Genomic DNA, 25,596 nt, shown 5'->3' with positions numbered 1-25,596 from the left:
ATGGCTTTCGACACCCTGCTCCCCCGCCCGGTCTCGGTGACTCCCGCGCCGGGAACGTGCCCGTGGCCGTCCACAGTGGACGTCCGGACGGCTTCCCTGCCGCCGGAGGGCTACCGCCTCACCATCTCGCCCACCGGTGTGGTTCTGGAGGTGGCGGACGCCGCCGGGGAGGTCTACGGGCGGGAGACATTGCGGCAGCTGGCAGGGCCGGCCGCGTTCCGGGTGGCCGGGTTCGCGCCCGCGTCAGTGCCGTGCGGGGTCGTCGAGGACCACCCGCGGTTCGGGTGGCGCGGGTGCCTGCTCGACGTCGCCCGGCACTTCCGGACGAAGGCCGAGGTGCTCCGGTTCGTCGACCTGCTGGCCGCGCACAAGCTGAACGTGCTGAACCTGCACCTCACCGACGACCAGGGCTGGCGCTTCGAGGTCCCGGAGTACCCCCGGCTGACGTCGGTGGGCGGCTGGCGGCCGTCGTCGATGGTGGGCAGCGGTGGCGAACAGGACGGCCGTCCGCACGGCGGGTGCTACACCGGCGACGACCTGCGGGAAATCGTGGCGTACGCGTCGGCGCGCGCGATCACGGTGGTGCCGGAGATCGACATCCCCGGCCACGCACGGGCGGCGCTGGCGGCCTATCCTTCGCTGGGAACGTCGTCGTCCTACGAAGTCTGGACTTCCTGGGGTATCAGCACTTCGCTGCTTTCGCCGACGGCGTCCACTTTGGACTTCTTCCGCACGGTGTTCGACCACCTGCTGGAGATCTTCCCGTCCCCGGTCATCGCACTCGGCGGCGACGAGACGCCGGGCGCGACCGACGAACACCGCGCGTTCGTCCGGCAGCTGGCCGAGCACCTGGTGGCCCGCGGCCGGACGCCGATGGGCTGGGACGAGGTCCTCGACATCGACGGCCTCCCCCCGATGGTGATCGGCTCGTGGCAGAACGAGGAGGCGGGTGTCCGGGCGGCTTCGGCCGGGCACGACGTGGTGATGTGCCCGGAGCAGCACGTGTACCTGGACCACCGGCAGTCTCCTGATCCCGGCGAACCGATCCCGGTCGGCTGGGTCCACACCCTGGAGGACGTGTACACGTACGAACCGGCGCTCACCGGCCCGCGGCTGCGCGGTGTCCAGGCGCAGGTGTGGAGCGAGCACCTGGACAGCGTCCGGCGGGTGGACTACATGGCGTTCCCGCGGCTGTCGGCGTTCGCGGAGGTGGCGTGGAGCAGCGGGTCGCGGGACTACGCGGAGTTCCTGCCGCGGTTGCGGGACCACCACCTGCCGCGGCTGGACGCGCTGGGCGTGGAGTACCGGCCGCTGGACGGGCCGCACCCCTGGCAGACGCGGCCGGGCGTGCCGGGGCGGCCGCGCTGATCACGGCAGCAGCGTCACCGTCACCGCCTTCGCCGGACCCACGTTGCCGGCCGCGTCGATCGAGCGGTACTCGATGCGGTGGGTGCCGTACCCCGGCGTCCGCTCGGCGAACGGGGACACCGTCAGGCCGCCCGAGCCCAGGTTTCCGTACGCCAGGCCGTCGATCTCCGTGCCGCGGGGCGTGAACACGTACGGTGCGTCCGGGTCCGTCGGCCAGCCGTAGTACTTGTGCCAGCCGTCGCCGTCCACGCGGAACTCCGGCATACCGTCCGGTGACGTCAGCCGCATCGTGAACGAGCCGTGGTACACCCCGCCCGGCGGCAGCTCCGCCGTCGTCGCCGGGCCGGTGGCGTCCACCGTCCAGGTCACCGTCGTGCCCCCGGTGGTCGCCGTCAGGGTGTGCGTGCCGCGGGAGAGGTTGAGCGCGTGGTCGGTGCCGGTTCCGGCGTAGCGGCCGTCGAGGGACCAGAAGACCTCCGGGATCGAACCGGTCGGCTCGCCCGTCTCGACGTACACCACGTCGTGCCCGCCCACCGGCAACGAGGTCGACGCCACGACCGCCGGTCCTCCGGACGGCGGGGTGGTCACCGCCGTGTCGACCGTCCACGTCCGGGTGGCCGTCGGGCGGGCCGCCGGGTCGCGGACGAACGAGGTCGGGTCGGTCACCGTGGCCGTCAGCGTGTGGCGGCCGGGCTTCACGTGCGCGGCACGCAGGTCCACCGCGTCACGACCGGGCAGCCTCTTGCCGTCCAGGGTCCACGTCACGTCCAGGCGGTGGTCGACCGGGTGCATCGGGCGCACCCAGACCACCCGGTCCGCGCCGATCGTGCCCGCCGGGGTGCCGCCGCCGACGAGCGGGACCTTCGCCGAGATCCGCTGGGTCATCCGCTCGCGGCCGACCTGGTCGAACGCGTAGCCGAGGGTCTTCATCATCGAGTGCGCGCTCGGCCGCCACACGCCGGTCTGGGTGTACAAGCCGCCTTCGAAGCGGCCGATCGTGCCGCCGGCCTCGCTCGGCTCGCCCAGCCAGCGCCACCACTTCGCGTGCTGGGCGCGCATCTGCTGTTCGGTCAGCAGCGTGTGGTGGATCGAGTCCGGCTCGCCGCCCTCGTAGGCGCCACCCGGGACGTTGCGCGCGTAGTAGTCGTACTCGTCGTCGAGGCCGCCGAGCGAGTGGCCCAGCTCGTGCGGCGAGATGAGCGCGGACAACGCGTTTCCGCCGGACGCCGTCGCGTACGTACCGCCCGCGCCGCCGTAGGTGCTGCTGTTGCCCAGCGCGAGGATCTGGCGGTTCGCCTGGGTCGTGCCGGGCACGAGATCGGCGTACCGCTGCGCGGCCGCGTCGTCGACGGTCAGCAGCCGCTGCACGCTCTGCGGGTTGCAGCCGCCCCAGAAACCCATGTCCAGCGGGGTGTTCCGGCGTGGCGCGCCGAGCGAAGGGTCACAGTCCACACCGGACTCGGGCGAGGCGATCGACACCGCGTAGACGTTGAAGTAGCTGCGGTAGGACTTGAACGGCTCGAGCGACCACAGCGTGCTGACGTGCCGCTGGACGTCGGCGAAGAACTTCGGCTGCTCGGCGGCGGTGTAGCCGTCCCCGAGGACGACGAGGTTGAACCGCTGCGCGACCGGCCCGGTCACCTGCACCTCGGTCACGGTCCCCGCCGGCTCGCCGGCGTACGCGGGGACGGCGACCCCGAACGACAGCACGAGCGCTGCGACGAACCCGGCCCACTTCCGCATGGCGGCACTCCCCTGGTCGGTGATCTTCCCGGTGTACCGCACGGGAAGCGCCGCCGGAACCGCCGGAAGTCGCAGACGCGGAGGTGTAGACCGTTATACGCGGGTCAGGCGGTACCAGACCTCCGGCCGGCCGACCTGGCCGTAGTGCGGCTCGCGGTGGGCCATGCCGTTGTCCGCCAAGTACTCCAGATACCGCCGGGCGGTGACGCGGGACGCGCCGATCGCACTCGCCGCCGCGCCCGCCGAAAGCCCGTCCGCCGCGCCGGAAAGGGCGTCGGTGATCGCCTCCAGGGTCTGGACGCTCATGCCCTTCGGCAGCGGGGGCTGCTCGGTCGTGCGCAGCGCGCCGAGGGCGCGGTCGATCTCCGCCTGGCCGGTGACCTCGCCGGACGCGTCGCGGAATTCCGCGTAGCGCTCCAGTTTTTCCCGCAGGGTCGCGAAGGTGAACGGCTTGAGCAGGTACTGCACCACGCCGACCGACACCGCCGCCTTGACCAGGCCGAGGTCGCGCGCCGACGTCACGGCGATGACGTCGATCGGCAGGCCGGCCGCGCGCAGCGAGCGGCAGACCGCCAGGCCGTGCGTGTCCGGCAGGTAGAAGTCGAGCAGCACCAGGTCGACCGGCTCGCGTTCGCAGAAGCGCAGCGCGTCGCCGCCGGAGTGGACGACCCCCGCCACCGAGAAGCCCGGGAGCCGTTCCACGTACACGCGGTGCGCCTCGGCGGCCACCGGCTCGTCCTCCACCACCAGGACCCGGATCACCGGTCCGCCTCCTGCCGCGGCAGCCGCACGGTGAACACCGCGCCCCCGTCCCGGCCGACGTCGACCGTGCCGCCGTAGCGGCGCACCGCCTGCCCGACGAGGGCCAGGCCGAGGCCGTGGCCGTCTTCCGCCTTCGTCGACCAGCCGCGGCGGAACACGTCGGCGCCCTCGGGCACGCCGGGCCCGGTGTCGGCGACGCGCAGCAGCAGCCCGTCGTCGCCGGTGCGGGCGGTGACCACGACCTTCGGGTGACCGGTGCCGCGCACGGCCGCGTCGAGGCCGTTGTCGATCAGGTTGCCGAGGATCGTCACCAGGTCGCGGGCCTCGACGCCGAGCGAGACGTCGTCGATCACGGTGTCCGGGGTGACCGTCAGCTCGACCCCGCGTTCGCTCGCCTCCGCGGCCTTGCCCAGCAGCAGCGCGGCGAGCACCGGTTCGGCGACGGCACCGACGACCCGGTCGGTCAGCTCCTGCGCCAGGGCCAGCTCGGCGGTGGCGAACTCGACGGCCTGCTCGGGTTTGCCGATCTCCACCAGGGAAACCACCGTGTGCAGCCGGTTCGCCGCCTCGTGCGCCTGCGACCGCAGGGCCTCCGCGAGCCCGCGGGCGGTGGTCAGCTCGCCGGTGAGCGTCTGCAGTTCGGTGTGGTCGCGCAGGACGACGACGGTGCCCTGCGCGCGGCCGCCCGAGCGGACGGCGGACGTGCTCACCAGCAGCACGCGCGAGTCCGTCAGGTGCAGTTCCTCGGCGCGGTTTTCCGCCGACGTGAACGCTTCGGCGAGCCCGTCGGGCAGGCCCAGCGAAGCCAGTTCACGCCCGACCGGGTCGGCGTCGAGCCCGAGGAGCGTGCGGGCGCCGTCGTTGCAGAGGCCGATCCGCCCGTCGCGGCCGACGAGCAGCACGCCTTCGCGCACGGAATGCAGCACGGCTTCGTGGTACTCGAACAGGTTGCTCAGCTCGTCCGGCGCGACGCCGCGGGTCTGGCGCCGCAGCCGGGCGCTGATCAGCCAGCCGCCCAGCGCCCCGACCAGCAGCACCGCGCCGGCGACGCCGAACAGCGGCCACAGCCGTTCGCGCAGCTCGGCCGAGATGGCGGCGACGGTGATCCCGACCGCGACCAGCGCGACCACCCGGTGGCCGGCGTCGAATACCGGGACGACCGTGCGCACCGACGGGCCGAGCGAGCCGGTGTAGGTCTCGGTGAACTCCTCGCCGTGCTGCGGCTTGGCGATGTTGCCGATGTAGTGCTGCCCGATCAGCGCCGGATTCGGGTGGGTGTAGCGGATCCCGGCCGGGCTCATGATCGTGATGAAGTCGACGTGGGTGTGGTCCTTCACGCGCTGCGCCAGCGGCTGGAGCACCGCGCTCGGGTCCGGCGTCCCCACCGCCGCCACGACACCCGGCTCGTCGGCGACCGTCACGGCGACCACGCGGACCTGGTCGCGCGCGTTCTCGCCCACCGCCCGCTGCGCGTCGAGGTAGGCGAAGGTGATCCCGGCGCCGGCCAGCACGCAGAGCACCGCGAGCTGCAGCACGAGCAGCTGGCGGGCCAGGCTCCAGCGGGACCGCAACGTCGGGGGCACCTCCTCATACCAGCACACGCGCCCGCCGGTGTCCGAACGGGACGGTGCGATCATCACACGAACTCAATGAACACAAGTGAGCCGGATCACCGAACTGCGCCTACAGTGTGCCGCAACCTGGACACCCCTAGCTGGAGGCAACGGTGCCTACACCGACCCCCGACGCGGCGCCGCGCCGCCGCGACAAGACTCACTACCTGTACCTGGCCGTGATCGTCGCGGTCCTGCTCGGGATCCTGGTGGGTTTTCTCTTCCCCGGTTTCGCCAAGGGCCTCAAGCCGCTGGGCGACGGGTTCGTCAACCTGATCAAGATGATGATCTCGCCGATCATCTTCTGCACCATCGTGATCGGTGTCGGCTCGGTCGCCAAGGCGGCGAAGGTCGGCAAGGTCGGCATCATGGCGCTGGTCTACTTCATCGTGATGTCGACGTTCGCGCTCGCCATCGGCCTGGTCGTCGGCAACCTGCTGCACCCGGGCGAGGGCCTGCACCTGAACCCCGCCGACGTGAAGAGCGTCCAGAAGTCCGCCACCGGCTCCGAGGGCCCGGTCGACTTCCTGCTCCACATCATCCCGAAGACGTTCGTGTCCGCCTTCACCGAAGGCCAGGTCCTGCAGACGCTGCTCGTCGCCCTGCTCGTCGGCTTCGCGCTGCAGAAGCTGGGCCCGAAGGGCGCGCCGATCCTGCGCGGCGTCGAGCACATCCAGCGCCTGGTCTTCCGGGTGCTGGCGATGATCATGTGGGCCGCCCCGATCGGTGCGTTCGGCGCGATCGCCGCCGTGGTCGGCGCGACCGGCTGGGCCGCGCTGAAGAGCCTCGCCGTGATCATGATCGGCTTCTACGCGACCTGCCTGGTGTTCGTGTTCGTCGTCCTCGGCCTGGTGCTGTGGCTCGGTGCCCGGGTCAACATCTGGCACCTGCTGCGCTACCTCGGCCGCGAGTTCCTGCTGATCCTGTCGACGTCGTCGTCGGAGTCGGCGCTGCCGCGGCTGATCGCGAAGATGGAGCACCTCGGCGTCGGCAAGTCGGTCGTCGGCATCACCGTGCCCACCGGGTACTCGTTCAACCTGGACGGCACGGCGATCTACCTGACCATGGCGACGCTGTTCATCGCCGCGGCCCAGGACGAGCCGCTCTCGATCGGCGCGCAGATCGGCCTGCTGGTGTTCATGATCATCGCGTCGAAGGGCGCCGCCGGCGTCAGCGGCTCCGGCATCGCGACCCTGGCCAGCGGCCTGCAGTCGCACCGGCCGGAACTGGTCAACGGCGTCGGCTTCATCCTCGGCATCGACCGGTTCATGTCCGAGGCCCGCGCGCTGACGAACTTCGCGGGCAACGCCGTCGCGACCGTCCTCATCGGGAACTGGACGAAGGAGTTCGACCGGGAGCAGGCGGAACGGGTGTTCGCCGGTACCGCGCCGTTCGACGAGGCCACCTTGATCGACGAGGAGCGCGAACCCGAACCCGAGGAAGCCTTGGCGAGGTGATCCCCTGAACGTTCGTGCTCACTGCCCCCGCTGAGCACGAGCCACCGCGGGCCGCGGTGCGAGTCCCCCCCGACCTCGCACCGCGGCCCGTTCCACGTCTTCAGGAGGCGGCGTCGTAGGCGACGCGCGCGGCCGCGATGTCGTCGCGGTGCTGCTCCGCCCAGCCGAGCAGGCCGTTCAGCGACTGGTACAGCTCCTTCGCCATCGCCGTGGCCTCGTACTCCACGCGCGGCGGGACGGTCGGGTAGATCGTGCGGCGCAGGAGGCCGTCCCGCTCGAGGTTGCGCAGGGTCAGCGTCAGCATCCGGCGGCTGATCCCCTCGACCGCGCGTTCCAGCTCGGTGAACCGCACGGGGCCGCGGATGGCCTCCAGGAGGATGCCGATCGCCCACTTGCCGCTGATCCGGTTGATGACCTCCAGCACGGTGCAGACGTCGAGTTTCTCCGGGTCGATCTCGGTGACCTGGACGGGTACACCGATGTTCCCCTGGGACATGGAAGTGCCTCCTTACGCGGGAACCCATGGTCACACATGATGGGCACTGTTACAAGAAGTGCCCTGGCGACGACCAGGGGAATCTCGACTGGAGGGGCCTGACATGGCCGAGAACCACCCCACCCGCTCCCGCGGCCTCGCGCTGGCGGTGCTGTGCGCCGCGTCGCTGATGGTCGTGCTGGACAGCAGCATCGTCGCGGTGGCGCTGCCCGCCATCCAGGCCGACCTCGGCTTCACGGCCGCCGGGCTGTCCTGGGTCTTCACCGCCTACCTGGTCGCCTTCGGCGGGCTGCTCCTGATCTCCGGCCGGCTCGGCGACCTGATCGGCCGCCGTCGCGTCTTCCTCGGCGGGCTGAGCCTGTTCACGCTGGCGTCGCTGGTCGCCGGGCTGGCCGCGGACGCGGGTGTCCTGGTCGTGGCGCGGTTCGCGCAGGGTGTCGGCGGCGCGCTCGCGTCCGCCGTGGTGCTGGGGATGATCGTCACGATGTACCCCGAGCCGCGGGCCCGGGCGAAGGCGATCGGCGTCTACAGCTTCACGCAGGCGGCGGGCGCGTCGATCGGGCTCATCGCGGGCGGCGCGCTGACGCAGGCGCTGAACTGGCACTGGACGTTCTACGTCAACCTGCCGATCGGCGTGGCCGCGCTACTGCTGGCCGTCCGGGTGGTCTCGCCGGACCGCGGAACGGGTCTGCGGGCGGGCCTGGACGTGCTCGGCGCCGTGCTGGTCACCGCGGCCGTGATGCTCGGCGTGTACGGCATTTCGGCGTCGTCGTGGGGCGCGGTGGCCGCGGCCGTCGTGCTGCTCGTGGCGTTCGCGGTGCGGCAGGCGAAGGCGCGCACGCCGCTGCTGCCGCTGCGGCTGTTCCGGATCCGCGCGGTGACCGGCGCCAACGTCGTGATGGTGCTGATGGTCGCCGGGATGCTGGGCTTCCAGTTCGTCACGGCGTTGTACCTGCAGCAGGTGCTGGGCCTGGACGCGCTGCGCACCGGCGTCGCGTTCCTGCCGGTGCCGCTGGTGATCGCGGTCGCGTCGCTCGGGTTCGCGGACCGGCTCGCGACGCGGTTCGGGCCGCGGGCCGTGCTGCTGTCGGGCCTCGGCCTGGTGGTCGCCGGCCTGCTGCTGCTCACCCGGGTGTCAGGCTCGTACTTCGCCGGCGTACTGCCGCCGCTGCTGCTGATGGGCCTCGGCGCCGGCGTGGCCATCCCGGCGCTGATGGGCCTGGCGATGGCGGACGTCCCGGCCGCGGACGCGGGGGTGGCGTCGGGACTGATTAACACGACCCAGCAGGTGGGAGCGGCGATCGGGACGGCGGTGCTGGCCGCGGTGGCGGCGTCCCGGACGGAAAGCTCGAGCGGGCTGGACCACCGCGAAGCTCTGGCGGCCGGTTTCCGGCTCGCCTACGGGGTGAGCGCGGGCTTCCTGATCGCGGCGGTCGTACTGGGCGGAGTGGTTCTGGCCCGCCGAGCCCGCGCTGCTGATGCTGGTTCCGTCGCGGTCACCGAGCCGGAGGTCTGCACCGCCGGTCAGGCCAAGTAGGAGGAAAGCCCACGGTGGCCCCGCCGCATCATCAGCGCGTGGTTCGCGCGGAACAGCGGCCGGGCCACCGTGTCGAAGCGCCGCAGCAACTCCTTGCGGGCCTGGACGTCCTGGGTGATCTCCAGCAGTGTGCCCGCGCCCGCCGCGCGGACCGCACCGGCCAGTACCCCGTCGAGGTCGCCGCTGAGCCTGACCCGCATCAGGCCCGTGCGCTCGTCCTGGTGGTCCCGGTGCATCCGGACGGTGATCCGGAACGGCAGCCGGGACCGGCAAATGAGCTCGGCGGTGTCGTCGTCCACGCGGCGCACCACGCGGACGTCCGACCACCACCTCGGGTAGCCGGCGAGGTCGGTGACCACGCCGAACACCCGCTCGGGCGCGGTTCCCGGCAGCAGCCACGTGCTGCGGAACCGGTAGCGCGCACCCGTCACGTCACACCTGGGCCGAGACCAGCTTCCGGCCGTCCACCGTGACGATGTCGACCGACTTCACGTCGTCCGGCGCCACCAGAGCGGACCCGTCGAGCGAGAAGCCCGAACTCTCCCACTTCTCGGACACCTTCCAGCTGCCCGCGGTGACCGCCTGGCCTTCCTTCGTGACGACCTGCAGCAGGCACTGTTCCCCGGCCTTGACGCCCTTCACGGCGACGTTGACCCGGACCCAGCCCTGGAACGGGCTCACCGAGGCCGCCAGCTGCACGCCGGTGGTCGGATCGCGCCCTTCGACGCTCTTCGTACCGGGAACGTCGGTCGGCGGCGCGGGGATCGCGAGGGGCTCGCTGCCCCCGCCGGTCTGCCGTCCCACCAGGATCCCGCCGCCGAGCGCGGCCACCACCAGCACCGCCGCCGCGACCAGGGCCAGGCCCCGGCGTCCGCCGGAGCGGGCCGGAGCCACGCGTTCTTCCTCGTCGCGCACCCGGCGCAGGGTCTTCTGCAGCAGCAGGTCCCCACCCTCGGGCGGCCCGTCGAGGAACGCCTCGGGCGGTACCTCGTCGAGCGAGTCGCGCAGGGCCACGAGCTCGTTGAGGTCGAACCGGCACTGCGCGCAGGTCTGCAGGTGCCGCCGCTCGAAGTCGGCTGCCTCGTTCGGGTCGAGCGCGCCGAGGGCGTACGCGCCGAGCTGCGTGTGACTCTCGTCCACCGAGTTCATCGCGCCACCTCCGTTCCGCTCGAAATCATCGCTGCTCTGAGTGCTCTTAGTGCGTAGTACGACCTTGATTTCACGGTACCGGGTGCGACGCCCAGTGTTCTCGCCGCTTCGGCCACCGTCCGTCCCCGGTAGTAGATCTCCACCAGGACCTCTCGATGCTCGTTGGACAACCCGTCCATCGCCCCGAGCACGGTCATCGAGTCGACCACGCCCTGGGCGTGGTCCCGCTCGACGGCCGGGGTCGGCACGCCTTCGGCCGGTTCGGCCACCTCTTGTGGCCGCGCCGCCCGCGCCCGTGCCCGGTCGGTGACCAGGTTGCGCGCGACGGTCAGCAACCAGCCGCGCACCGAGCCTTTTCCGTCGTTCTGCAAGTCGTCCGCGTGTTTCCACGCACGGACGAGCGTCTCCTGGACCACGTCCTCGGCCGCCGCCCGATCCCCGGTCAGCCTCGTCGCGTAGGCCAGCAGGCTTCGCCCGTGTTCGGCGTACAGCTGCCGAATCAGGTCTTCGCCTTTGGCCTTCTTAGGCCGCCTGCCTCCTATGGCCACCCTCGTCCTCCCGACGGTGTTCTGAGTCGGCGAGGACAGTACTGCAACCCTCAGCTCCACCGGCGGTGCGTGCGCCGAGCGCAGCGCGACCATGGTGTTCATCGGCTGCCCGTCCTTCCTCGTTCTGCCCGGAAACCGTCGTCCGTCAGGACCCTGCCCCGCCGGCCTTGCCGCCCGCGGTGATCTTGCTGCCGTCCGGGGCGACGGCGAACCACGTGCCGTTCGCGCCCTGGCCGTTCATGTCGCCCGCCGCCTTGTCGCCCGCGTACTCGTACAGGGGCCAGCCGTTGAGCGTGATCTGCTTGCTGCCGTCCTTGCGGGTCGCGGTGCCCACCTGGGTGTCCTGGATGCCCTTGAGCATCGGCGTGGCCACCCCGGCGAGCATCGGCAGCCACGACTTGGTGCAGTCGCCGTCGCAGTTGGAGGTCGGCGGCGAGGAGACGTCCTTGTCGAACCGGTAGAGCGTCTTGCCGTCGGCGTCGGTGACCACCGCGCCCACGCCGTTGACCGTGGCGACCTGGAGCATCTTGTGCCCCGGCTGGCCGTGTTGCGGCCCTTGCGCGCCATCGGCCATGTCACCGCAGGCGGACAACGAGGCGACGGCGACCAGCGCCAGCGCGCTGACGACCACCGGCCGGATACGGTTCATGACGTTCTCTCCTCGGTGAGGGCGGCACCGCCGTCCGGCGGACCTCGACACCTGGAGACACGGACGGGTGCGGGAAACGGTTCAGCCTTGTTTCGGGCCGTTCGGTGCCGGTTCGGCGGCGGATTGGTGGGTCCCGGTGATCGGCACGATCTTGTCGCCGTGCGGGCGCGCTTCCTAAGCTGATCACGTCCGCACCGCCGCCCCTGCCCGTGCCGGGAGGCCGCCGTGCCCGTCAAACCCCTCGTCCTGGTGGCGCTGCTGGCCGCGGGCTGTTCCGCGGCCGCGCCGGCCTTCACGGCGACCCTGACCTCGCCCACGGACGTCGTGCTGAGCTGGCCGGACGACGACGCCGGGCACCGCGTCGAGTACGCGAACGACCCGGCCGGGCCGTGGACGACGCTGCGGTTCCTGGCCCCGCACGTGACGAGCTACCACCACCCGGACCTGATCCCGGAGACGCCGTTCTACTACCGCGAGCAGCCCTACACCGGCCCGGTCTCGACGGACCTGCACACGGCGATCTCGGGCGACACGGCGACGTTCACGTGGGCCGACCGGTGGAGCGACGAAGCCGGGTTCCTGCTGGAGATCCGCCGGCCGGGCGCGCCGGACTTCGACCCGGTCGAGGTGACCGACCCGAACGCGACGACGTGCGCCCTGTCGCTCCTGCCCGGCGAGGAGAACTCGGCCTACCGGATCCGGGCGCTGCACTACGGCCCGCTCTCCCCGGTGGTCCACCAGACCACCGGGAAGGAGCGGTAGCCGTCACTCCCCCGCGAGCACCGTCCGCAGGAACTGGCCCGTGTAGCTCTCCTCGACCTCGGCGATGTGCTCCGGCGTGCCCTCGGCGACGACCGTGCCGCCGCCGTTGCCGCCCTCGGGACCCATGTCGATGATCCAGTCGGAGGTCTTGATCACGTCGAGGTTGTGCTCGATCACGATCACCGAGTTGCCCTTGTCGACCAGGCCGTTGATCACGCCGATCAGCTTGTTGATGTCCTCGAAGTGCAGACCGGTGGTCGGCTCGTCGAGGATGTACACCGTCTTGCCGGTCGACCGCTTCTGCAGCTCGCTGGCCAGCTTGACGCGCTGCGCCTCACCGCCGGACAGCGTCGGCGCGGGCTGGCCGAGCCGGACGTAGCCGAGGCCGACGTCCACCAGCGTCTGCAGGTGGCGGTGGATGGCCTTGATCGGCTCGAAGAACTCCGCGGCCTCCTCGATGGGCATGTCGAGCACGTCCGAGACGGTCTTGCCCTTGTAGTGCACCTCGAGGGTCTCCCGGTTGTACCGGGCGCCCTTGCAGACCTCGCACGGGACGTAGACGTCCGGCAGGAAGTTCATCTCGATCTTGATCGTGCCGTCGCCGGCGCACGCCTCGCAGCGGCCGCCCTTGACGTTGAACGAGAACCGGCCCTGCTGGTAGCCGCGCACCTTGGCCTCGGTGGTCGCGGCGAACAGCTTGCGGACGTGGTCCCAGACGCCGGTGTAGGTGGCCGGGTTGGACCGCGGGGTCCGCCCGATCGGCGACTGGTCGACGCGCACCAGCTTGTCGACGTTGTTCAGGCCGTTCACCCGGGTGTGGCGGCCCGGCACCTGGCGGGCGCCGTTGAGCTTGTTCGCCAGCACCGTCGCGAGGATGTCGTTGACCAGCGTCGACTTGCCCGAGCCGGACACGCCGGTGACCGAGACCAGGCAGCCGAGCGGGAACGAGACGTCCAGCCCGCGCAGGTTGTGCTCGCGCGCGCCGACGACGGTCAGCTGCCGCTTCTTGTCGATCGGCCGCCGGATCGCCGGGATGTCGATCTTGCGCCGGCCGGACAGGTACTGCCCGGTCAGCGACTCCTTGCTCTTGAGCAGCTTCTTGTACGGTCCACTGTGGACGATGTGGCCGCCGTGCTCGCCGGCACCCGGGCCGATGTCGACCACCCAGTCGCTGGAGCGGATGGTGTCCTCGTCGTGCTCGACGACGATCAGCGTGTTGCCGAGGTTGCGCAGCCGGGTCAGCGTCTCGATCAGCCGGTGGTTGTCGCGCTGGTGCAGGCCGATCGACGGCTCGTCCAGCACGTACAGCACGCCGACCAGGCCGGACCCGATCTGCGTCGCGAGCCGGATGCGCTGCGCTTCACCACCCGAAAGAGTGGCGGACGCGCGGTCGAGCGACAGGTACGTCAGGCCGACGTCGAGCAGGAAGCGCAGGCGGGCCTGGATCTCCTTGAGCACCGCGCCGGCGATCATCGCCTCGCGCTGCCCCAGCTCCAGCTCGTCGAGGAACTGCGACGCCTCCGCGATGGACAGCGCGCAGACCTCGGCGATGGACATGTCGCCGCGGGTCTTGTGCTGCAGCGTCACCGCGAGGATCTCCGGCTTGAGCCGGGTGCCCTGGCAGGCCGGGCACGGCACCTCGCGCATGTAGCCCTCGTACCGCTCGCGCATGTACTCGGACTCGGTCTGCTCCTGGCGCCGCTCGAGGAACGGGATGACGCCCTCGAAGTTCGCGTAGTACGAGCGCTGGCGGCCGTAGCGGTTCTTGTAGCGGACGTGGACCTGCTCGTCGACGCCGTGCAGCACCGCCTTCTGGGCGCGCGCGGGCAGCCGCCGCCACGGCGTGTCCATCCGGAAGCCGATGGTCTCCGACAGCGACTCGAGCAGGCGGATGAAGTAGTCCGCGCTCTGGCCGCCCGACCACGGCGCGATCGCGCCCTCGGCCAGGGACAGCTCGTCGTCCGGGACCACCAGTTCCGGGTCGACCTCCTTGCGGATGCCGATGCCGGTGCACTCGGGGCAGGCGCCGTAGGGCGAGTTGAAGGAGAACGAGCGCGGCTCGAGGTCCTCGATCGCCAGCGGGTGGCCGTTCGGGCAGGCCAGGTTCTCGGAGAAGCCGCGGATGCGGTGCGGGTCACCTTCGGGGAGGTCGACGAACTCGAGCTCGATCAGGCCGTCGGCCAGCCGCAGCGCCGTCTCGACCGAGTCGGTGAGCCGCTGCCGCGAAGCCGCCTTCACGGTCAGGCGGTCGATCACCACGCCGATCTGGTGCTTCTCCTGCTTCTTCAGCTTCGGCGGGTCCGTGAGCGCGTGGACCGTGCCGTCCACGACCACGCGCGCGTAGCCCTGCTGCTGCAGGTTCTCGAACAGGTCGACGTACTCGCCCTTGCGCCCGCGCACCACCGGCGCGAGCACCTGGAACCGGGTGCCCTCCGCCATGGCGAGCACCTGGTCGACGATCTGCTGCGGGGTCTGCTTGCTGATCGGCTCGCCGCACGTCGGGCAGTGCGCCTTGCCGGCGCGGGCGTAGAGCAGGCGCAGGTAGTCGTAGACCTCGGTGATCGTGCCCACGGTGGAACGCGGGTTGCGCGAGGTCGACTTCTGGTCGATCGACACCGCGGGCGAGAGGCCCTCGATGAAGTCGACGTCCGGCTTGTCCATCTGCCCGAGGAACTGCCGGGCGTACGCCGAGAGCGACTCGACGTAGCGGCGCTGCCCTTCGGCGAAGATGGTGTCGAAGGCGAGGCTCGACTTCCCCGACCCGGACAGGCCGGTGAACACGATCAGGCTGTCGCGGGGCAGGTCGAGATCCACGCCGCGGAGGTTGTGCTCGCGGGCACCGCGAACAACGAGGCGATCAGCCACGCCAGGGTCCTCTCAATGTCTTCTTCAGCTGCGGTCGCGCACCCGGTTTTGCGCCTGGCTCAGGCTGCACGGGTGGCCGCGATCCATGCTACGAGCCACCACCGACAAAAACGGGTTCCGCGTCCTTGACCTGCGGTTCTTCGGGCTTTCGACGTCTGGTGAGCCACCGGTGGGCCGGGCGTTCGACCCCCGCGGTGACCGCCCAGCCGGCCAGCACGGCGGCGCCGGCGACGACGGGGAGCCGCAGCCAGCCGGGGAGGCCGAGGTCGAGCAGGGCGCGCGCCAGGACGTAACCCAGTTCCTGGTGCACCAGGTAAAGACCATACGAGATGCCCGCGAGCCAGGTGACGGCCGGGGCGATCCGGGCCAGCCCGGGGAACCGCCAGTCCGGGCCGCGGGCGGCCAGGCAGACCAGCAGGAGAAGCACGGCGAACCCGATCGTGGACGGCCAGCGCTGCGCGTCCTGCGGCAGGGCGACGTGGAACGGGAAGACCTGCAGGTCCTGCGCGGCCACGGCGGCGATGACGAAGAGTCCGATGTGCCAGGTCTTCAGGCGTCGCTGCGCCCAGAGCCAGATCGCGACGCCGATGGCGAACACGTGCAGCCGGTGCAGGCCGAGGCCGTAGTAGAAGGTCTCGACGACCGGGCTCGCCGTGCCCGGCGGGAAGACGAGGAAGCGCAGCGCGAGCGGGACGAGGATCAAGGACCACAGCAGCGCGACGGTCAGCCGGTGCGTGCGCCATGACCGCGGCCACAGCAGGGCGGCGCCGGTGAAGGCCATCAGCTGCACCGGCAGGGTCCAGTAGGAGCCGTCCAGGTAGTAGAACGTCTCCGACCGGATGCCCCATTCCTGCACCATGCCGAGGTTGGCGAGCAGGTCCAGCCAGGTCGGGATGTACCACGGCGAGGGGTCCGTCGGCGGGCCCTGCGGCACGCCGAAGAGGAACCCGGTGACGCCGGGCGGGTAGGGCAGGCCGCTGAAGGAGATGGCGGCCCAGCGCGTGACGACGTAGGTCAGCAGGACGGCGACGAGGTACGCCGGCACCAGGCGCGCAACGCGGTTCCAGAGCCACCGGCGCGGATTGCCCTTGCGGAGGCTGGCGCAAACGAAGAAGGCGGAGATCACCAGCAGGATCGCGGCACCGAACTGCGCTGTCACCCGGAAGGGGTACCCCGTGAGCTCGGGGTGCAGGAGCGCACCCTGGTGGGTGACGTGCCCGAGGACGACCGCGACGACGGCGACGACCCGGAGGAGGTCCCAGCTGATCCGGCGCGGCGTCGGGGAGGTGGGCACGGTCGTCCTGAGGTCGGGGCTGACGGGTTCGCGACGAGCCTACGTGCCGCGGCGCGCGGCCGCTTGTGCGGGTGGAACAGGTTGGAACGAAACGACTACCGTGTGCACGGTGAACATCGCGGAGACCTACACCGGGCACGTCGACCCGGGCGGCGACGCCACCCGCCGCACCCTGGACGCGCTGACCATCACCAAGCTGTCCGTCGGCCCGATGGACAACAACGCGTACCTCCTGGTGTGCCGCGCGACGAACGAGGCCCTGCTGATCGACGCGGCGAACGACCCGGACCGCATCTCGGACCTGATCGGCCACGGCCCGGACCGCCCGTCGCTTCGCACGGTCGTGACGACGCACCAGCACCAGGACCACTGGCAAGCCCTGGGCGCAGTGGCGGGCGCGAACGGCGCGAACACGGCGGCCCACCCGCTGGACGCAGAGCCGTTGCCGGTACCGCCGGACTTCCTGGTCGAGCACGGGGACACGCTGACGGTGGGCGAGGTCACGTTGTCGGTGATCCACCTGAGGGGGCACACGCCGGGGTCGATCGCGCTGCTGTACCGGGACCCGGCCGGGTATCCGCACCTCTTCACCGGGGACTCGCTGTTCCCGGGTGGGGTGGGGAAGACTTCGTCGCCGGAGAACTTCACGTCGCTGCTGGACGATGTGTCTTCGCGGATTTTCGACGAGCTGCCGGATGAGACGTGGTTCTACCCGGGACACGGGGACGACTCGACGCTGGGTGCGGAGCGGCCGAAGCTCGGCGAATGGCGCGAGCGCGGCTGGTGAGCTGACGACGTACCCGGACGGGGCCGCCCTCCATGGTCGTCCTGCTCCCCGTCCTCGCCGCTATCGGCGGCGCCCTCGCCGGGGCATTCCTCTGCTGGGGTGCCTTCCGTCTCGGCGTCGCGCTCGCCGACTGGGCGGAGGCGCGGCGATGAACATCACCAAGGCTAACGACACCAGCCGGTGGCGCTCCAGCATTCGCCTGGAGCGCCACCAGGCCACCCGGCGCGAGGCGATGGTTCGCCAGCGCACACCGGCTGCTGGCCTGCGGAGGCACCCGTAACAACGGTGCCTGGGCAAGCGACCTGGTCTCGCAGCCCTTGAGCAAGGAGCCATCACGATGTCCGACACGAGCCGCGTGCCGACCCGGCTGTCCGCCAGCGAGGCCGCCGCCCAGAGCCGGGTGCTGAGCGACGAGGACCCGATGCTTCAGGCCGCGTTGGAGCAGCTGGCGGACGTACTCGATCCGGCGGATCCTGTTGTGGACGTTGGTCTTCGTCCGCCTTACGCTGGCCATCGTCGGTGTCGTGCTGACGTTCGTGCTCCAGGTGCCGGCCGCCGACCACGGCATCGCCAGCTGACCACGTCTCAGAGTGGCCCCTAGGCTCGCGTCATGACCGTTCATCTTGTCGTGACGACAGCAACCCCAGACCGTGAATCCGGCGAGAAGCTGGCGGGTTCGGCCGTCGCTGCCCGGCTCGCCGGGACCGCACAGGTCATCGGCCCGGTCACGTCGTTCTTCTGGCACCTCGGCGAAAGCGGCAAGGGCGAAGAGTTCAACGTGACGTTCAAGACCACGGACGCCCGCTACGCCGAGCTGGAAGCGCACATCATCGCGAACCACCCATGGGACAAGCCGGAGGTCACGGCCGTCGAGCTGGTGCGCGGCTCGGCTGACTACCTGGCATGGGCCGAGGAGTCCACCCGGCCCTGCTAGACCTCCAGCCGCGCGAGCAAGTCGCCGACCGCCGCCGTCGACCGGTACCGCGTCAGCTGGCGGGCGACGGTCTCGATCCTGGCCGCCGGACGCACCGAGCTGACTCCGGCGGCCAGGTCGGCGGCGCGCGCGAGGGTCACGGCGGCCTGCTCGATCTCGTGGGCGTGCAGGTAGGACGTAGCGAGCCATGTCAGGTACAGCGCCTTGTCGCGCGCGTGCGTGTCGTCGAAGCCGGACAGCACTCGCTCCAGCACCGGCACGGCCCGCAGCGGGCGGCGCAGCTCGGTCCAGCACCGCCCGGCCATGATGTCGATCTCGGCGTCGTTCACCCAGAACACCCAGTCCGGCTCCGGACGGTCGTCACGGACCTGCAGGGCTTCACGCGCCAGGTTCAGCGCCCGGTCAGCCTCCTGTGGCTCGCGAGCCGTCGCATGAGCCCACGCCTTCCGTTCGAGCAGCAGTGCGTTGACCTTCGGCGTGGCCATCGGCCGCGCGATCTCGCAGGAGTCGGCGGCCAGGGCAGTTCCGCTCTGAGCTGTCGTGGTCTGTTGGTAGGCGGCGTAGGCCAGGGCGTTTCCAGCAAGGTCGAGCACGCCAGCGTCCTCGGCGGCTCTCCGGCTGTCGCTGTAGAACCGCTGGGCGAGTGCGTGCTGACCGTGGTCGAACGCTGCCCAACCAGCCTGTTGCTGCTGCTCGGCGAGCAGCGCTCGCAACTGCTGACCGATCTCAGTTGCGTGGGTTGATTCGCGGAGCAGCCGCTGCGTGAAATCGACCTCGGCGGAGTACACCGGGAAGGTTTCGGCGCCCCCGATGACGTTGTCGAGGCGGCGGAGTCGGGCTGTTCGGCGGCGCAGCTCGTCGACGTCGGATTGTCCGATCCGGCGCGCTGTCGGCTGTTCGGTGCGAGCCAGCGGGATCGCCAGAGCGGCCATTGCTCCGATGAATTCACGCCGCTGCACTACCTCTCCCGTCTTTGTCTTCCGCTGTTCCGCACGAGTCGCCATGACCGCTCGCCGAATTCCCTGCACATCGATCCCGAAGCTCGCGGCAATGTGCTCCTGCCAGAAGGGCGTCGGCAATCGCCGCTCACGCTCCCATCGCGATACTTCGTTCCGGGTGACGACCCGGCCCGAGATCTCGGAAGCACCTCGGCCTGCTCAGCTTGAGAACGGCCGGCGGTCACGCGCTGGTTCTGGAGCAGTGCGCCGACCCCTTGCTGCTCCACTCGTACTCCCTCGGCTCGCACCCTGCAGGTGGCCATCATCGCTCTGGCCCCCGCTTCTGGCCACCCCCTGCGAATGGCCACCTCTCCGGGCTCCTCCTACCAGGCATTATCGCTCATAGCCTCGATAGTGTGACAGCGTGCGATGGTGAGACGCCTCCCGTGGACGAGGTGCGACGGCAGCAGCCGAGGATCAATCGGTACGCGACATGACGGTGCTCGACGACGTACCGCGCGCCACCGCGCAGGGCGACTGGTGGGAATGGCACGGGTTTATTGACGGCCTCGCGCACCTTTATCTGCACGCGCAACTCGCCCTGGACTGGCCGCCGCTGGTGTTCCCGGCGTGCGAGCAGCGGCGCCCGGGACCGCTGGGCCACGACCGGCCAAGCATCACCCGACAATCGGTCGGGCATCGCACGCACCCGCCATGCCTCGCCTGCCTCAACAAGACCAGGCCCACGGAGGTGCCCGGTGCCCGCTGAGCCGTACTACATCCGCGACCCGGCCGAGCTGGCGCAGAAACTTGCACTCGGCCACTGGCTCGTCTTCACCCACGAGCGCCTCGGCGACGAATGCGATCTTCCGACCTGGAAGGCCGCAGTACGCGAAGCCTGCCTAGACCTCAACGTGGTCGAGGAGACGATCACGATTCCTCGCAAGGACCTGACGATCGTGTTCAACGCCGAGAAGGTGCCGGACGCCGAGGAGATCAGGGCGTCGGTGAGTCGGGCTGAGCTTGACCGGTGGATCGCACGTGAGCTGCGGCCCGAGCTGCAGACGCGACTTGCGCGAGGTGAGTAGAAGCTCCCGGCCGGCGCGTTCTGCCAGTCCTCCACACGTTGGGCGGACGCGTCGGCCGGGTTCCAGCCGCCCACACCCTGCCGTGCGCAGCGGAGTCGAGGCGAAGCGGAAGAGCCGCGCTCCCTGATCTCCGACCTGTCCACGCCTCTATCGAAGGACGGCCGATGCCTACGCCGCGCAATCCTGCAGGCCCCGGACCGACCCGCCCAGGCCCCGGCAGGGACAGGCCCAGCTCTCCCACGCGCGGCAACCCCGCCCCACAACGGGGCCCCATCAACCCGCCGCCCCCTGAGCGCAAGGACACGTCTCATGCCACACAGGTCGAACCGACGTCGACGCGACCGGCGAAGCTGCCTCACCGGAGGCCAGCAAGGCAATGTGACCCTCGGCTCGGCGGGAAGCTGGCCCCCGCAGCAGCCGAGCGGCCCGACCCATCCGGGCGGCCCCTACCGATCGACCCTGTTCCGCTGGCCGCCGAGGCAATGGCCACCGTCGCAGGACGACGAGAGTTAGGATTGACCCATGCGGTCCACCCGGGAAATGCGCAGGCTGGCGGCGGTGCTCCTCGCGGGAGCTGAGAAAGCCCGCTTCTACCCCGAAGATTTACGCCACGCTGCGCAGGTGCACAGCAACCGCCTCTACCCGATGCTGGACAAGCTGAAGCAGCGCGGCTGGCTCAAGGACGAGTGGGATGAGCCCGACAAGATCCACCGCTACTTCGTACTCACCGACGACGGTCGGCGCGGGCTGGCCAAGCCGTTGTAACCCGGCGTTCGGCGCCAGAGCAGGCCAACCAGCCGAATGCGGCGCAGTGAAGAGCCGACACCGCCGTCGTTGTCCGTCACGTCCGAAACGACCGCGCACCTACCACCCAGCAGCCGAAGAACCCGGTCGAGTTTGCCGGACCAGGCGCGACGGAGTGGCGCGAGCACGACCGGCGAACTGGAGTCAACCGGCGGCTTTGTCGCTGGCGATGAGGTCTTCCGGCGTGGGCCGGGCGGCGGCAGACCTGGACGGCGGCAGCGGAAGCTCACTGACTGACGCCAACTCCGGAATCTTCTCGTCGAGTCTCGGCTCCAGAAGGTTCTTGACAGTGATCAACCGGACTTCGAGGCCATCTGCCCAGCGCGCTCGCGCAGCTTCTTCCCGCGCGTTACGCGTGAAGCTGAAAGCCACGACGTAGCCCACCTCGTGCTTCCCGCGACGCATGGCGGTCTCGAAGTTGTCGATGACATTACGGCCGACTCGATCCGACCGTTTGACTTGGATTGGATGGTTGACCATGAAGCTGTAACCGTCGATTCCCATGTCGCCGGACAGTCGAGGCGAGTGGGTGCCGACGAACTTTTGTATCACCCAATTTTGAAACTCGAAAGGCTTGAGCCGACGAAGAGACTCCTCGGAGTCAGGCATTCCCAGCACCTGGATCGGCGAGCTGGTCACCCGGCGCATCCGCTGTCGAATGATTTCCATCGCAGTAGGGCTGATGTCGATCCCAATCCACCTTCGCCCCAGCTGCTGCGCAGCAGAAACAGCGGTACCACATCCACAGAACGGGTCGACTACAATATCTCCTACATTACTGCTTGACTCGATAATCCGCTTCAAGAGCGCTTCCGGTTTCTGCGTCGGGTAGCCGAGCCGTTCGGCCGCCCTCGAATTTATCGGGTGCACATCCACGACAACGTCCTGCACCGGAACCCCCGGAGAGATATGGAGATACTGCTTGAACCTCGGCTGTCCACCCCTTTTGGCAGGCCAATGGATCAAACCCACCCGGTCCGCTTCATCCAAGCGTTCGGAAATCGGTAACGAACTCAGCGAACGACCGGTTATCTTCTCAAAATACTCATACATGAGCGACGGTATTGCCCAATGTCTACCGCTACAGTTCGGGTCCACGCCACGCCACGGCAGGCCGGAATCCCCCGCGCGACGACCAGGGCCGGTAAGCGCCACGTCTTGGTAACGACCCCGAGCATCCTCGTACTTGAACTTCTCCTCGACATAGCTGAGGTCATAGGCTTGGTAGACTTTGTTCCACGTGAACGCGTCCGACTTCGAGTAGAACAGGATGGCGTCGTGCTGAGGACCCCATCGGCGCGCGGAATTATGTGAGCCGGTTCGCTTCCAGATCACTTCGTTCCGGAAGCTGGTCACCGTGAATATCTCATCGAGCATAACCTTCAGGTAGTGGCTCGCATGGGGATCACAGTGCAAGTACAACGAACCGGTCGACTTGAGAATCCGATACAGATGCCGGACCCGATTTCGCATCCAGTCGATATACACCTGAATACCCCCCTCCCAGCGATCTTCGAACGACCGCACTTCGGCCTCGTCTCCCCAGATAACCTCATAAGACCTGTTGGAAAAGAACGGGGGGTCGAGGTAAACTAGATCAACACTATTGGATGGCATGTTCGAAAGCGCATTGATGTTGTCCTCCCGATAGAGGACGCCGGTGTCGATCTGATCGGACATGACAGTCTCACTCTTCCTATGTGCATGGAACCACGACAACCGCAACATCCGACCGTGAAGGACGGTCGCCGAACTGCGAATCCTACGCATACCAACCAACAGGCCACGGCTCGAGCACCAATCGACTGCTCGTACACTTGACCATAGTCATCACACCTTCCCCAAGGGTTCACGATCTCCATATCCGAGATTCGGCGCAAGAAAAATGATCGTCAAGCAAGGTCACCGAGTTGGCTCAGTAGCGGTAACCCAGGCGATTTGGATCAAGAAGGCAGGCTGACCGTCTGGCGTAGTCAGCCAATCGAATGGGCCAGTCCGGGCGGCAGCGCGGAGGGCCAGTCGGACCGAGGTAGACAGATGTGGGCCACTCAGCCTGCCTCGCAACGGCGCACTAATTTCCCCTTTTGCTACTGATGCGAGACTCCGTTCCCGGGCCGGCGCAAACGACGGCGTCGCCGAACGATCTACCCAGGCGAGCGATCGGGGAAGACGACATCGGCCTTACCCTGGTAACGACCGCCGGGATAGGGTGATCACCGCATGTCACGACGGGGAGGGTCGGTGGCGCAGAGCAAGCACGCCAGGCGGGTGCTCCAGCAGCAGGCTTCGGCCCTGCTGAACGAGAAGATCCCGCAGCTCGACGGCGACCGGCGCCGGATCCTCACCGCCCTGCTCGTCGAGACCGCCGGGAACTGGCGCCTCTTCGTGCGCGCCACGCCCCTGGACGAGCAAGCGGACGCTTTCCTCGTCGGTCCCGACGGCATCTTCGCCGTCACCGTCGCCGGCGCCCCACCGCACGGCTCCAGCCGCCACGAGCTCGTGCGGCGCGCCGAAGAAAGGTGCGCCGGCATCCGGGATGGCCGGGGGCGTGTGCTCGCCGGCAGCGCCGTCCACTTCGTGCTGATCACTCCCGGTCCCCCGGTCGCCGTCCGGGACGCCGGGCTGTTCCGGGTGCTCGCCGAGCCCGAACTGGCGAAGCTGCTCAAGCCCGCCGCACCACACCTCAACCGGCGGCAGATCGAAGAGATCAGTGCGCAGGCCGAGAGGTTCTTCGACGGCTATGTCCCGTTGCGCGTCCGAGTCCCGGAACGCGGCGGAACCACCGACGGCTTCCTGGACGCCGGGAGCCTCGTCGACGCCGAGGTCGCCGCCGCGCAGCTGCGGCCCTTCGACTCGTGGCTGACCTTCCTGCACCCGCACCAGCGGGCGGTCGTCACCCGCGACTACCGCGGGCCGGCGCGGATCAGCGGGCCGGCCGGGACCGGGAAGACCGTCGTCGCGCTCCACCGGCTGCGGCACGTCGCCCGGCGGACCGGTGGGCCGCTGCTGTTCACCACCTTCGTGCGCACCCTCCCGCCCGTGCACGAGGCCGCCTTCCGCCGGCTGGCCCCGGAACTCGGGGACCGGGCGGAGTTCCTCCACCTCCACGCCTGGGTGCGCCGGTTCCTCGCCGGGCGCGGGCAGGCCGTGGAGGTCGACGCCCGTGGCGTGCGAACCGCCTTCGGCCGAGCCTGGATGCGCCACCGGGCCGTGCTCGAACCGATCGAGCGGCACGACGAGTACTGGCGGACCGAACTCGACCGGGTCATCAAGGGACGCGGGTTCACCACGCTCGAGGAGTACCGCCGTCCGTCGGTGCGGCGCGGACGCGAAGTCCGGCTGGGGCACGAACAGAAGGCCGCGGTCTGGCAGTTCTACGAGACTTATCAGGAGATGCTCGCCGAGCGCGGCCTGCACGACCACAACGACGTCATCGACCTCGCCTTGGCCGAGCTGCGGCGGCAACCGCTCGAAACGCGCTACGCCGCGGTGGTGGTCGACGAGGTGCAGGACATCACCCTCAACGGCCTCCGGCTGATCAAGGAGCTGGGCGGCACCGGCCCGAACCAGCTCCTCCTGGTCGGCGACGGCCAGCAGCAGGTCTACCCGGGTGGCTGGCGGCTTTCCGACGCGGGCATCCCGGTCCAGGGCCGCGGCGAGGTGCTGCGGGTCAACTACCGCAACCGCGCCGAAGTCCTGGCCTTCGCCCAGCGGTTCGACGCGCGCAACGAGGTCGACGACCTCGACGGCGCGGCCGGGATCACCCTGCGGCACGCGGAAGCGGGCAACACCGGCGGCACGACGGCGTCCTGGCGCGGGCCCGAACGGGACCTCGCCGCCGAGCTGACGCGGCGGATCGCCGGGCTGCGGGACACGCTCGGGCAGACCGCGCTGATCGTGTTCCAGCACCAGGACCTCGTGCGGTGCCGCCGGATCCTGCGTGCCGCCGGGATTCCCGTCCTGTCCCTCGACGACTACTCCGGAGCCCCCGACGACCACCTCAAGGCCGGCACCGTGCACCGGGCGAAGGGCCTCGACTTCCAGGCCGTCCTGGTCGTCGAGTTCACCGGCGAACCGGGTGAGCGGGGAGCCGCCGCGGAAGAGGCGTCGGACCTGCGCGACCGGCAGCGCCTCGTCGCGGCGACGCGCGCCCGGGACTTCCTCTGGTGGGGTGTCGTCGAGGACACGTTCGGAGCAGCCGGGTAACGATAGAGGACGTCAGGGCAACTTCCCGGACGAACCGGGCGTCCCTCGCAAACCCAGCGCTGCGACTTCCATCGGTTCTCTCCGCCAGGAGGCCCACCATGTCCACCACGAAGCGGCGCGCGCTCGCCGCCGTCGTCCTCTTGCTCGCGGCAGGCGGGATCGCCGGTTCGCCCGCCCAGGCCGCCGCGCCCGTCATTCCGGCCATGACCACCATCCGGACCGGGAACAACGCCGGGTTCGACCGGGTCGTGCTCGATCTGAGCTCCGGGCCCGCGCCCGCCGTCAGCTACCAGCTCACCGATGAGCTCACCGCCGACCCGAGCGGTGAAATCGTCTGGCTGACCGGGCAGTTCTTCGTCAACGTCACCGCGACGCCCGCCGCCGCGCACGATGCTGCCGGGAACCCCACCTACACCGGGCCGCCGAAGTTCCGGACGCAGAACCTCGCCAACGTCATGGCCGTTGCCGTCACCGGGGACTTCGAGGGGCACCTCTCGGTCGGACTAGGGGTGCGGTCGCGGACCGCGGTGAACGTCTTCACGCTCACCGCGCCCAACCGCGTCGTCATCGACGTCGCCCACTGACGGCGGGCGGGG

General features: G+C 69.8%; 23 protein-coding genes. 11 read left to right on the top strand and 12 right to left on the bottom strand.

Annotated elements, in window-relative coordinates:
- Positions 1-1,368: a beta-N-acetylhexosaminidase gene (locus OO60_RS31065; RefSeq protein WP_081655996.1), complete on the top strand. Its 1,368-nt coding sequence runs from the start codon at positions 1-3 to the stop codon at positions 1,366-1,368.
- Here OO60_RS31065 and OO60_RS31060 read toward each other — a convergent pair whose 3' ends face one another.
- The 3 genes from OO60_RS31060 to OO60_RS31050 all read right to left on the bottom strand — a co-directional run bounded on the left by OO60_RS31060 (position 1,369) and on the right by OO60_RS31050 (position 5,510).
- Positions 1,369-3,111, bottom strand: coding sequence for a M64 family metallopeptidase (locus tag OO60_RS31060; RefSeq protein ID WP_033262683.1), 1,743 nt, complete (start codon positions 3,109-3,111; stop codon positions 1,369-1,371).
- A 93-nt stretch (positions 3,112-3,204) separates the two neighbouring features.
- A complete protein-coding gene (locus OO60_RS31055; protein ID WP_004558785.1) occupies positions 3,205-3,873 on the bottom strand; it encodes a response regulator in 669 nt (222 codons plus the stop codon).
- The gene (locus OO60_RS31050) at positions 3,870-5,510 is read right to left on the bottom strand and encodes an ATP-binding protein (RefSeq protein ID WP_004558784.1); all 1,641 of its coding nucleotides are present in this window, start codon (positions 5,508-5,510) and stop codon (positions 3,870-3,872) included. The genes OO60_RS31055 and OO60_RS31050 overlap by 4 nt, the downstream gene beginning before the upstream one ends.
- An 89-nt stretch (positions 5,511-5,599) precedes the next feature.
- Here OO60_RS31050 and OO60_RS31045 point away from each other — a divergent pair, with 89 nt between their 5' ends.
- A complete protein-coding gene (locus tag OO60_RS31045; protein ID WP_004558783.1) occupies positions 5,600-6,943 on the top strand; it encodes a C4-dicarboxylate transporter DctA in 1,344 nt (447 codons plus the stop codon).
- A 100-nt stretch (positions 6,944-7,043) separates the two neighbouring features.
- Here the strand turns inward: OO60_RS31045 and OO60_RS31040 are convergent, their stop codons facing one another.
- A complete protein-coding gene (locus tag OO60_RS31040; RefSeq protein WP_004558782.1) occupies positions 7,044-7,439 on the bottom strand; it encodes a winged helix-turn-helix transcriptional regulator in 396 nt (131 codons plus the stop codon).
- 103 nt (positions 7,440-7,542) lie between these two features.
- Here OO60_RS31040 and OO60_RS31035 point away from each other — a divergent pair, with 103 nt between their 5' ends.
- Positions 7,543-8,976, top strand: coding sequence for a DHA2 family efflux MFS transporter permease subunit (locus OO60_RS31035; RefSeq protein ID WP_004558781.1), 1,434 nt, complete (start codon positions 7,543-7,545; stop codon positions 8,974-8,976).
- Here OO60_RS31035 and OO60_RS31030 read toward each other — a convergent pair.
- The 4 genes from OO60_RS31030 to OO60_RS31015 form a co-directional block, all read right to left on the bottom strand.
- Positions 8,964-9,407 (bottom strand): SRPBCC family protein, encoded by a 444-nt coding sequence (locus tag OO60_RS31030; protein ID WP_004558780.1) that lies wholly within the window; start codon positions 9,405-9,407, stop codon positions 8,964-8,966. The two genes, OO60_RS31035 and OO60_RS31030, sit on opposite strands and share 13 nt — an antisense overlap.
- Before the next feature lies 1 nt (position 9,408).
- Entirely contained in the window at positions 9,409-10,125 is a 717-nt protein-coding gene (locus OO60_RS31025) for an anti-sigma factor family protein (RefSeq protein ID WP_004558779.1), read from the bottom strand.
- Positions 10,122-10,673, bottom strand: coding sequence for a sigma-70 family RNA polymerase sigma factor (locus OO60_RS31020; RefSeq protein ID WP_026469270.1), 552 nt, complete (start codon positions 10,671-10,673; stop codon positions 10,122-10,124). The genes OO60_RS31025 and OO60_RS31020 overlap by 4 nt, the downstream gene beginning before the upstream one ends.
- Positions 10,674-10,818: 145 nt before the next feature.
- Positions 10,819-11,322 (bottom strand): lipoprotein, encoded by a 504-nt coding sequence (locus tag OO60_RS31015; protein ID WP_004558777.1) that lies wholly within the window; start codon positions 11,320-11,322, stop codon positions 10,819-10,821.
- Positions 11,323-11,547: 225 nt separating this feature from the next.
- Between OO60_RS31015 and OO60_RS31010 the strand changes: the two genes are divergently transcribed.
- Positions 11,548-12,084, top strand: a complete 537-nt coding sequence (locus tag OO60_RS31010) for a fibronectin type III domain-containing protein (protein WP_004558776.1) — start codon at positions 11,548-11,550, stop codon at positions 12,082-12,084.
- A gap of 3 nt (positions 12,085-12,087) precedes the next feature.
- Here the strand turns inward: OO60_RS31010 and uvrA are convergent, their stop codons facing one another.
- Both uvrA and OO60_RS31000 read right to left on the bottom strand, forming a co-directional pair.
- Entirely contained in the window at positions 12,088-14,949 is a 2,862-nt protein-coding gene (uvrA, locus tag OO60_RS31005; RefSeq protein ID WP_004558775.1) for an excinuclease ABC subunit UvrA, read from the bottom strand.
- Between the two features lie 88 nt (positions 14,950-15,037).
- Positions 15,038-16,243, bottom strand: a complete 1,206-nt coding sequence (locus OO60_RS31000) for an acyltransferase family protein (RefSeq protein ID WP_004558774.1) — start codon at positions 16,241-16,243, stop codon at positions 15,038-15,040.
- 109 nt (positions 16,244-16,352) lie between these two features.
- Here OO60_RS31000 and OO60_RS30995 point away from each other — a divergent pair, with 109 nt between their 5' ends.
- Both OO60_RS30995 and cutA read left to right on the top strand, forming a co-directional pair.
- The gene (locus tag OO60_RS30995) at positions 16,353-17,030 is read left to right on the top strand and encodes an MBL fold metallo-hydrolase (protein WP_033262681.1); all 678 of its coding nucleotides are present in this window, start codon (positions 16,353-16,355) and stop codon (positions 17,028-17,030) included.
- A gap of 610 nt (positions 17,031-17,640) precedes the next feature.
- Entirely contained in the window at positions 17,641-17,964 is a 324-nt protein-coding gene (cutA, locus tag OO60_RS30990; RefSeq protein WP_033262649.1) for a divalent-cation tolerance protein CutA, read from the top strand.
- Here the strand turns inward: cutA and OO60_RS30985 are convergent.
- A complete protein-coding gene (locus OO60_RS30985; protein ID WP_483294832.1) occupies positions 17,961-19,100 on the bottom strand; it encodes an NsdA family TPR-like regulatory protein in 1,140 nt (379 codons plus the stop codon). The genes cutA and OO60_RS30985 overlap by 4 nt on opposite strands.
- Before the next feature lie 295 nt (positions 19,101-19,395).
- Here OO60_RS30985 and OO60_RS30980 point away from each other — a divergent pair, with 295 nt between their 5' ends.
- The 3 genes from OO60_RS30980 (at position 19,396) to OO60_RS46010 (ending at position 20,755) form a co-directional block, all read left to right on the top strand.
- A complete protein-coding gene (locus OO60_RS30980; protein WP_004558770.1) occupies positions 19,396-19,671 on the top strand; it encodes a hypothetical protein in 276 nt (91 codons plus the stop codon).
- The gene (locus tag OO60_RS30975; RefSeq protein WP_004558769.1) at positions 19,661-19,990 is read left to right on the top strand and encodes a hypothetical protein; all 330 of its coding nucleotides are present in this window, start codon (positions 19,661-19,663) and stop codon (positions 19,988-19,990) included. The genes OO60_RS30980 and OO60_RS30975 overlap by 11 nt, the downstream gene beginning before the upstream one ends.
- A 522-nt stretch (positions 19,991-20,512) precedes the next feature.
- The gene (locus OO60_RS46010) at positions 20,513-20,755 is read left to right on the top strand and encodes a helix-turn-helix transcriptional regulator (RefSeq protein ID WP_081655995.1); all 243 of its coding nucleotides are present in this window, start codon (positions 20,513-20,515) and stop codon (positions 20,753-20,755) included.
- A 183-nt stretch (positions 20,756-20,938) separates the two neighbouring features.
- On the opposite strand, the gene OO60_RS46005 is transcribed toward OO60_RS46010, so the two are convergent.
- Positions 20,939-22,474 (bottom strand): DNA methyltransferase, encoded by a 1,536-nt coding sequence (locus OO60_RS46005; protein WP_004558767.1) that lies wholly within the window; start codon positions 22,472-22,474, stop codon positions 20,939-20,941.
- Between the two features lie 540 nt (positions 22,475-23,014).
- On the opposite strand from OO60_RS46005, the gene OO60_RS30965 reads away from it, so the two are divergent.
- Complete coding sequence (locus OO60_RS30965) at positions 23,015-25,000, top strand: UvrD-helicase domain-containing protein (RefSeq protein ID WP_033262648.1); 1,986 nt, start codon at positions 23,015-23,017, stop codon at positions 24,998-25,000.
- A gap of 98 nt (positions 25,001-25,098) precedes the next feature.
- Positions 25,099-25,584 carry an AMIN-like domain-containing (lipo)protein gene (locus tag OO60_RS30960; protein WP_004558765.1) on the top strand — a complete coding sequence of 162 codons (486 nt, stop codon included), beginning with the start codon at positions 25,099-25,101 and terminating at the stop codon, positions 25,582-25,584.
- Positions 25,585-25,596: the final 12 nt, after the last annotated feature.

This window comes from Amycolatopsis vancoresmycina (assembly GCF_000716785.1).
GTDB lineage: Bacteria > Actinomycetota > Actinomycetes > Mycobacteriales > Pseudonocardiaceae > Amycolatopsis > Amycolatopsis vancoresmycina.
This window is presented reverse-complemented; position numbering and strand designations above follow the sequence as displayed.

Excerpts from the sequence above, each read along its gene's own strand:
- OO60_RS31065 (WP_081655996.1), top strand. The coding sequence starts at position 1 with ATGGCTTTCGACACCCTGCTCCCCCGCCCGGTCTCGGTGACTCCCGCG.
- OO60_RS31060 (WP_033262683.1), bottom strand. The coding sequence starts at position 3,111 with ATGCGGAAGTGGGCCGGGTTCGTCGCAGCGCTCGTGCTGTCGTTCGGG.
- OO60_RS31050 (WP_004558784.1), bottom strand. The coding sequence starts at position 5,510 with ATGATCGCACCGTCCCGTTCGGACACCGGCGGGCGCGTGTGCTGGTAT.
- OO60_RS31040 (WP_004558782.1), bottom strand. The coding sequence starts at position 7,439 with ATGTCCCAGGGGAACATCGGTGTACCCGTCCAGGTCACCGAGATCGAC.
- OO60_RS31035 (WP_004558781.1), top strand. The coding sequence starts at position 7,543 with ATGGCCGAGAACCACCCCACCCGCTCCCGCGGCCTCGCGCTGGCGGTG.
- OO60_RS31025 (WP_004558779.1), bottom strand. The coding sequence starts at position 10,125 with ATGAACTCGGTGGACGAGAGTCACACGCAGCTCGGCGCGTACGCCCTC.
- OO60_RS31015 (WP_004558777.1), bottom strand. The coding sequence starts at position 11,322 with ATGAACCGTATCCGGCCGGTGGTCGTCAGCGCGCTGGCGCTGGTCGCC.
- cutA (WP_033262649.1), top strand. The coding sequence starts at position 17,641 with ATGACCGTTCATCTTGTCGTGACGACAGCAACCCCAGACCGTGAATCC.
- OO60_RS30980 (WP_004558770.1), top strand. The coding sequence starts at position 19,396 with ATGACGGTGCTCGACGACGTACCGCGCGCCACCGCGCAGGGCGACTGG.
- OO60_RS46010 (WP_081655995.1), top strand. The coding sequence starts at position 20,513 with ATGCGGTCCACCCGGGAAATGCGCAGGCTGGCGGCGGTGCTCCTCGCG.
- OO60_RS46005 (WP_004558767.1), bottom strand. The coding sequence starts at position 22,474 with ATGTCCGATCAGATCGACACCGGCGTCCTCTATCGGGAGGACAACATC.
- OO60_RS30965 (WP_033262648.1), top strand. The coding sequence starts at position 23,015 with ATGTCACGACGGGGAGGGTCGGTGGCGCAGAGCAAGCACGCCAGGCGG.
- OO60_RS30960 (WP_004558765.1), top strand. The coding sequence starts at position 25,099 with ATGTCCACCACGAAGCGGCGCGCGCTCGCCGCCGTCGTCCTCTTGCTC.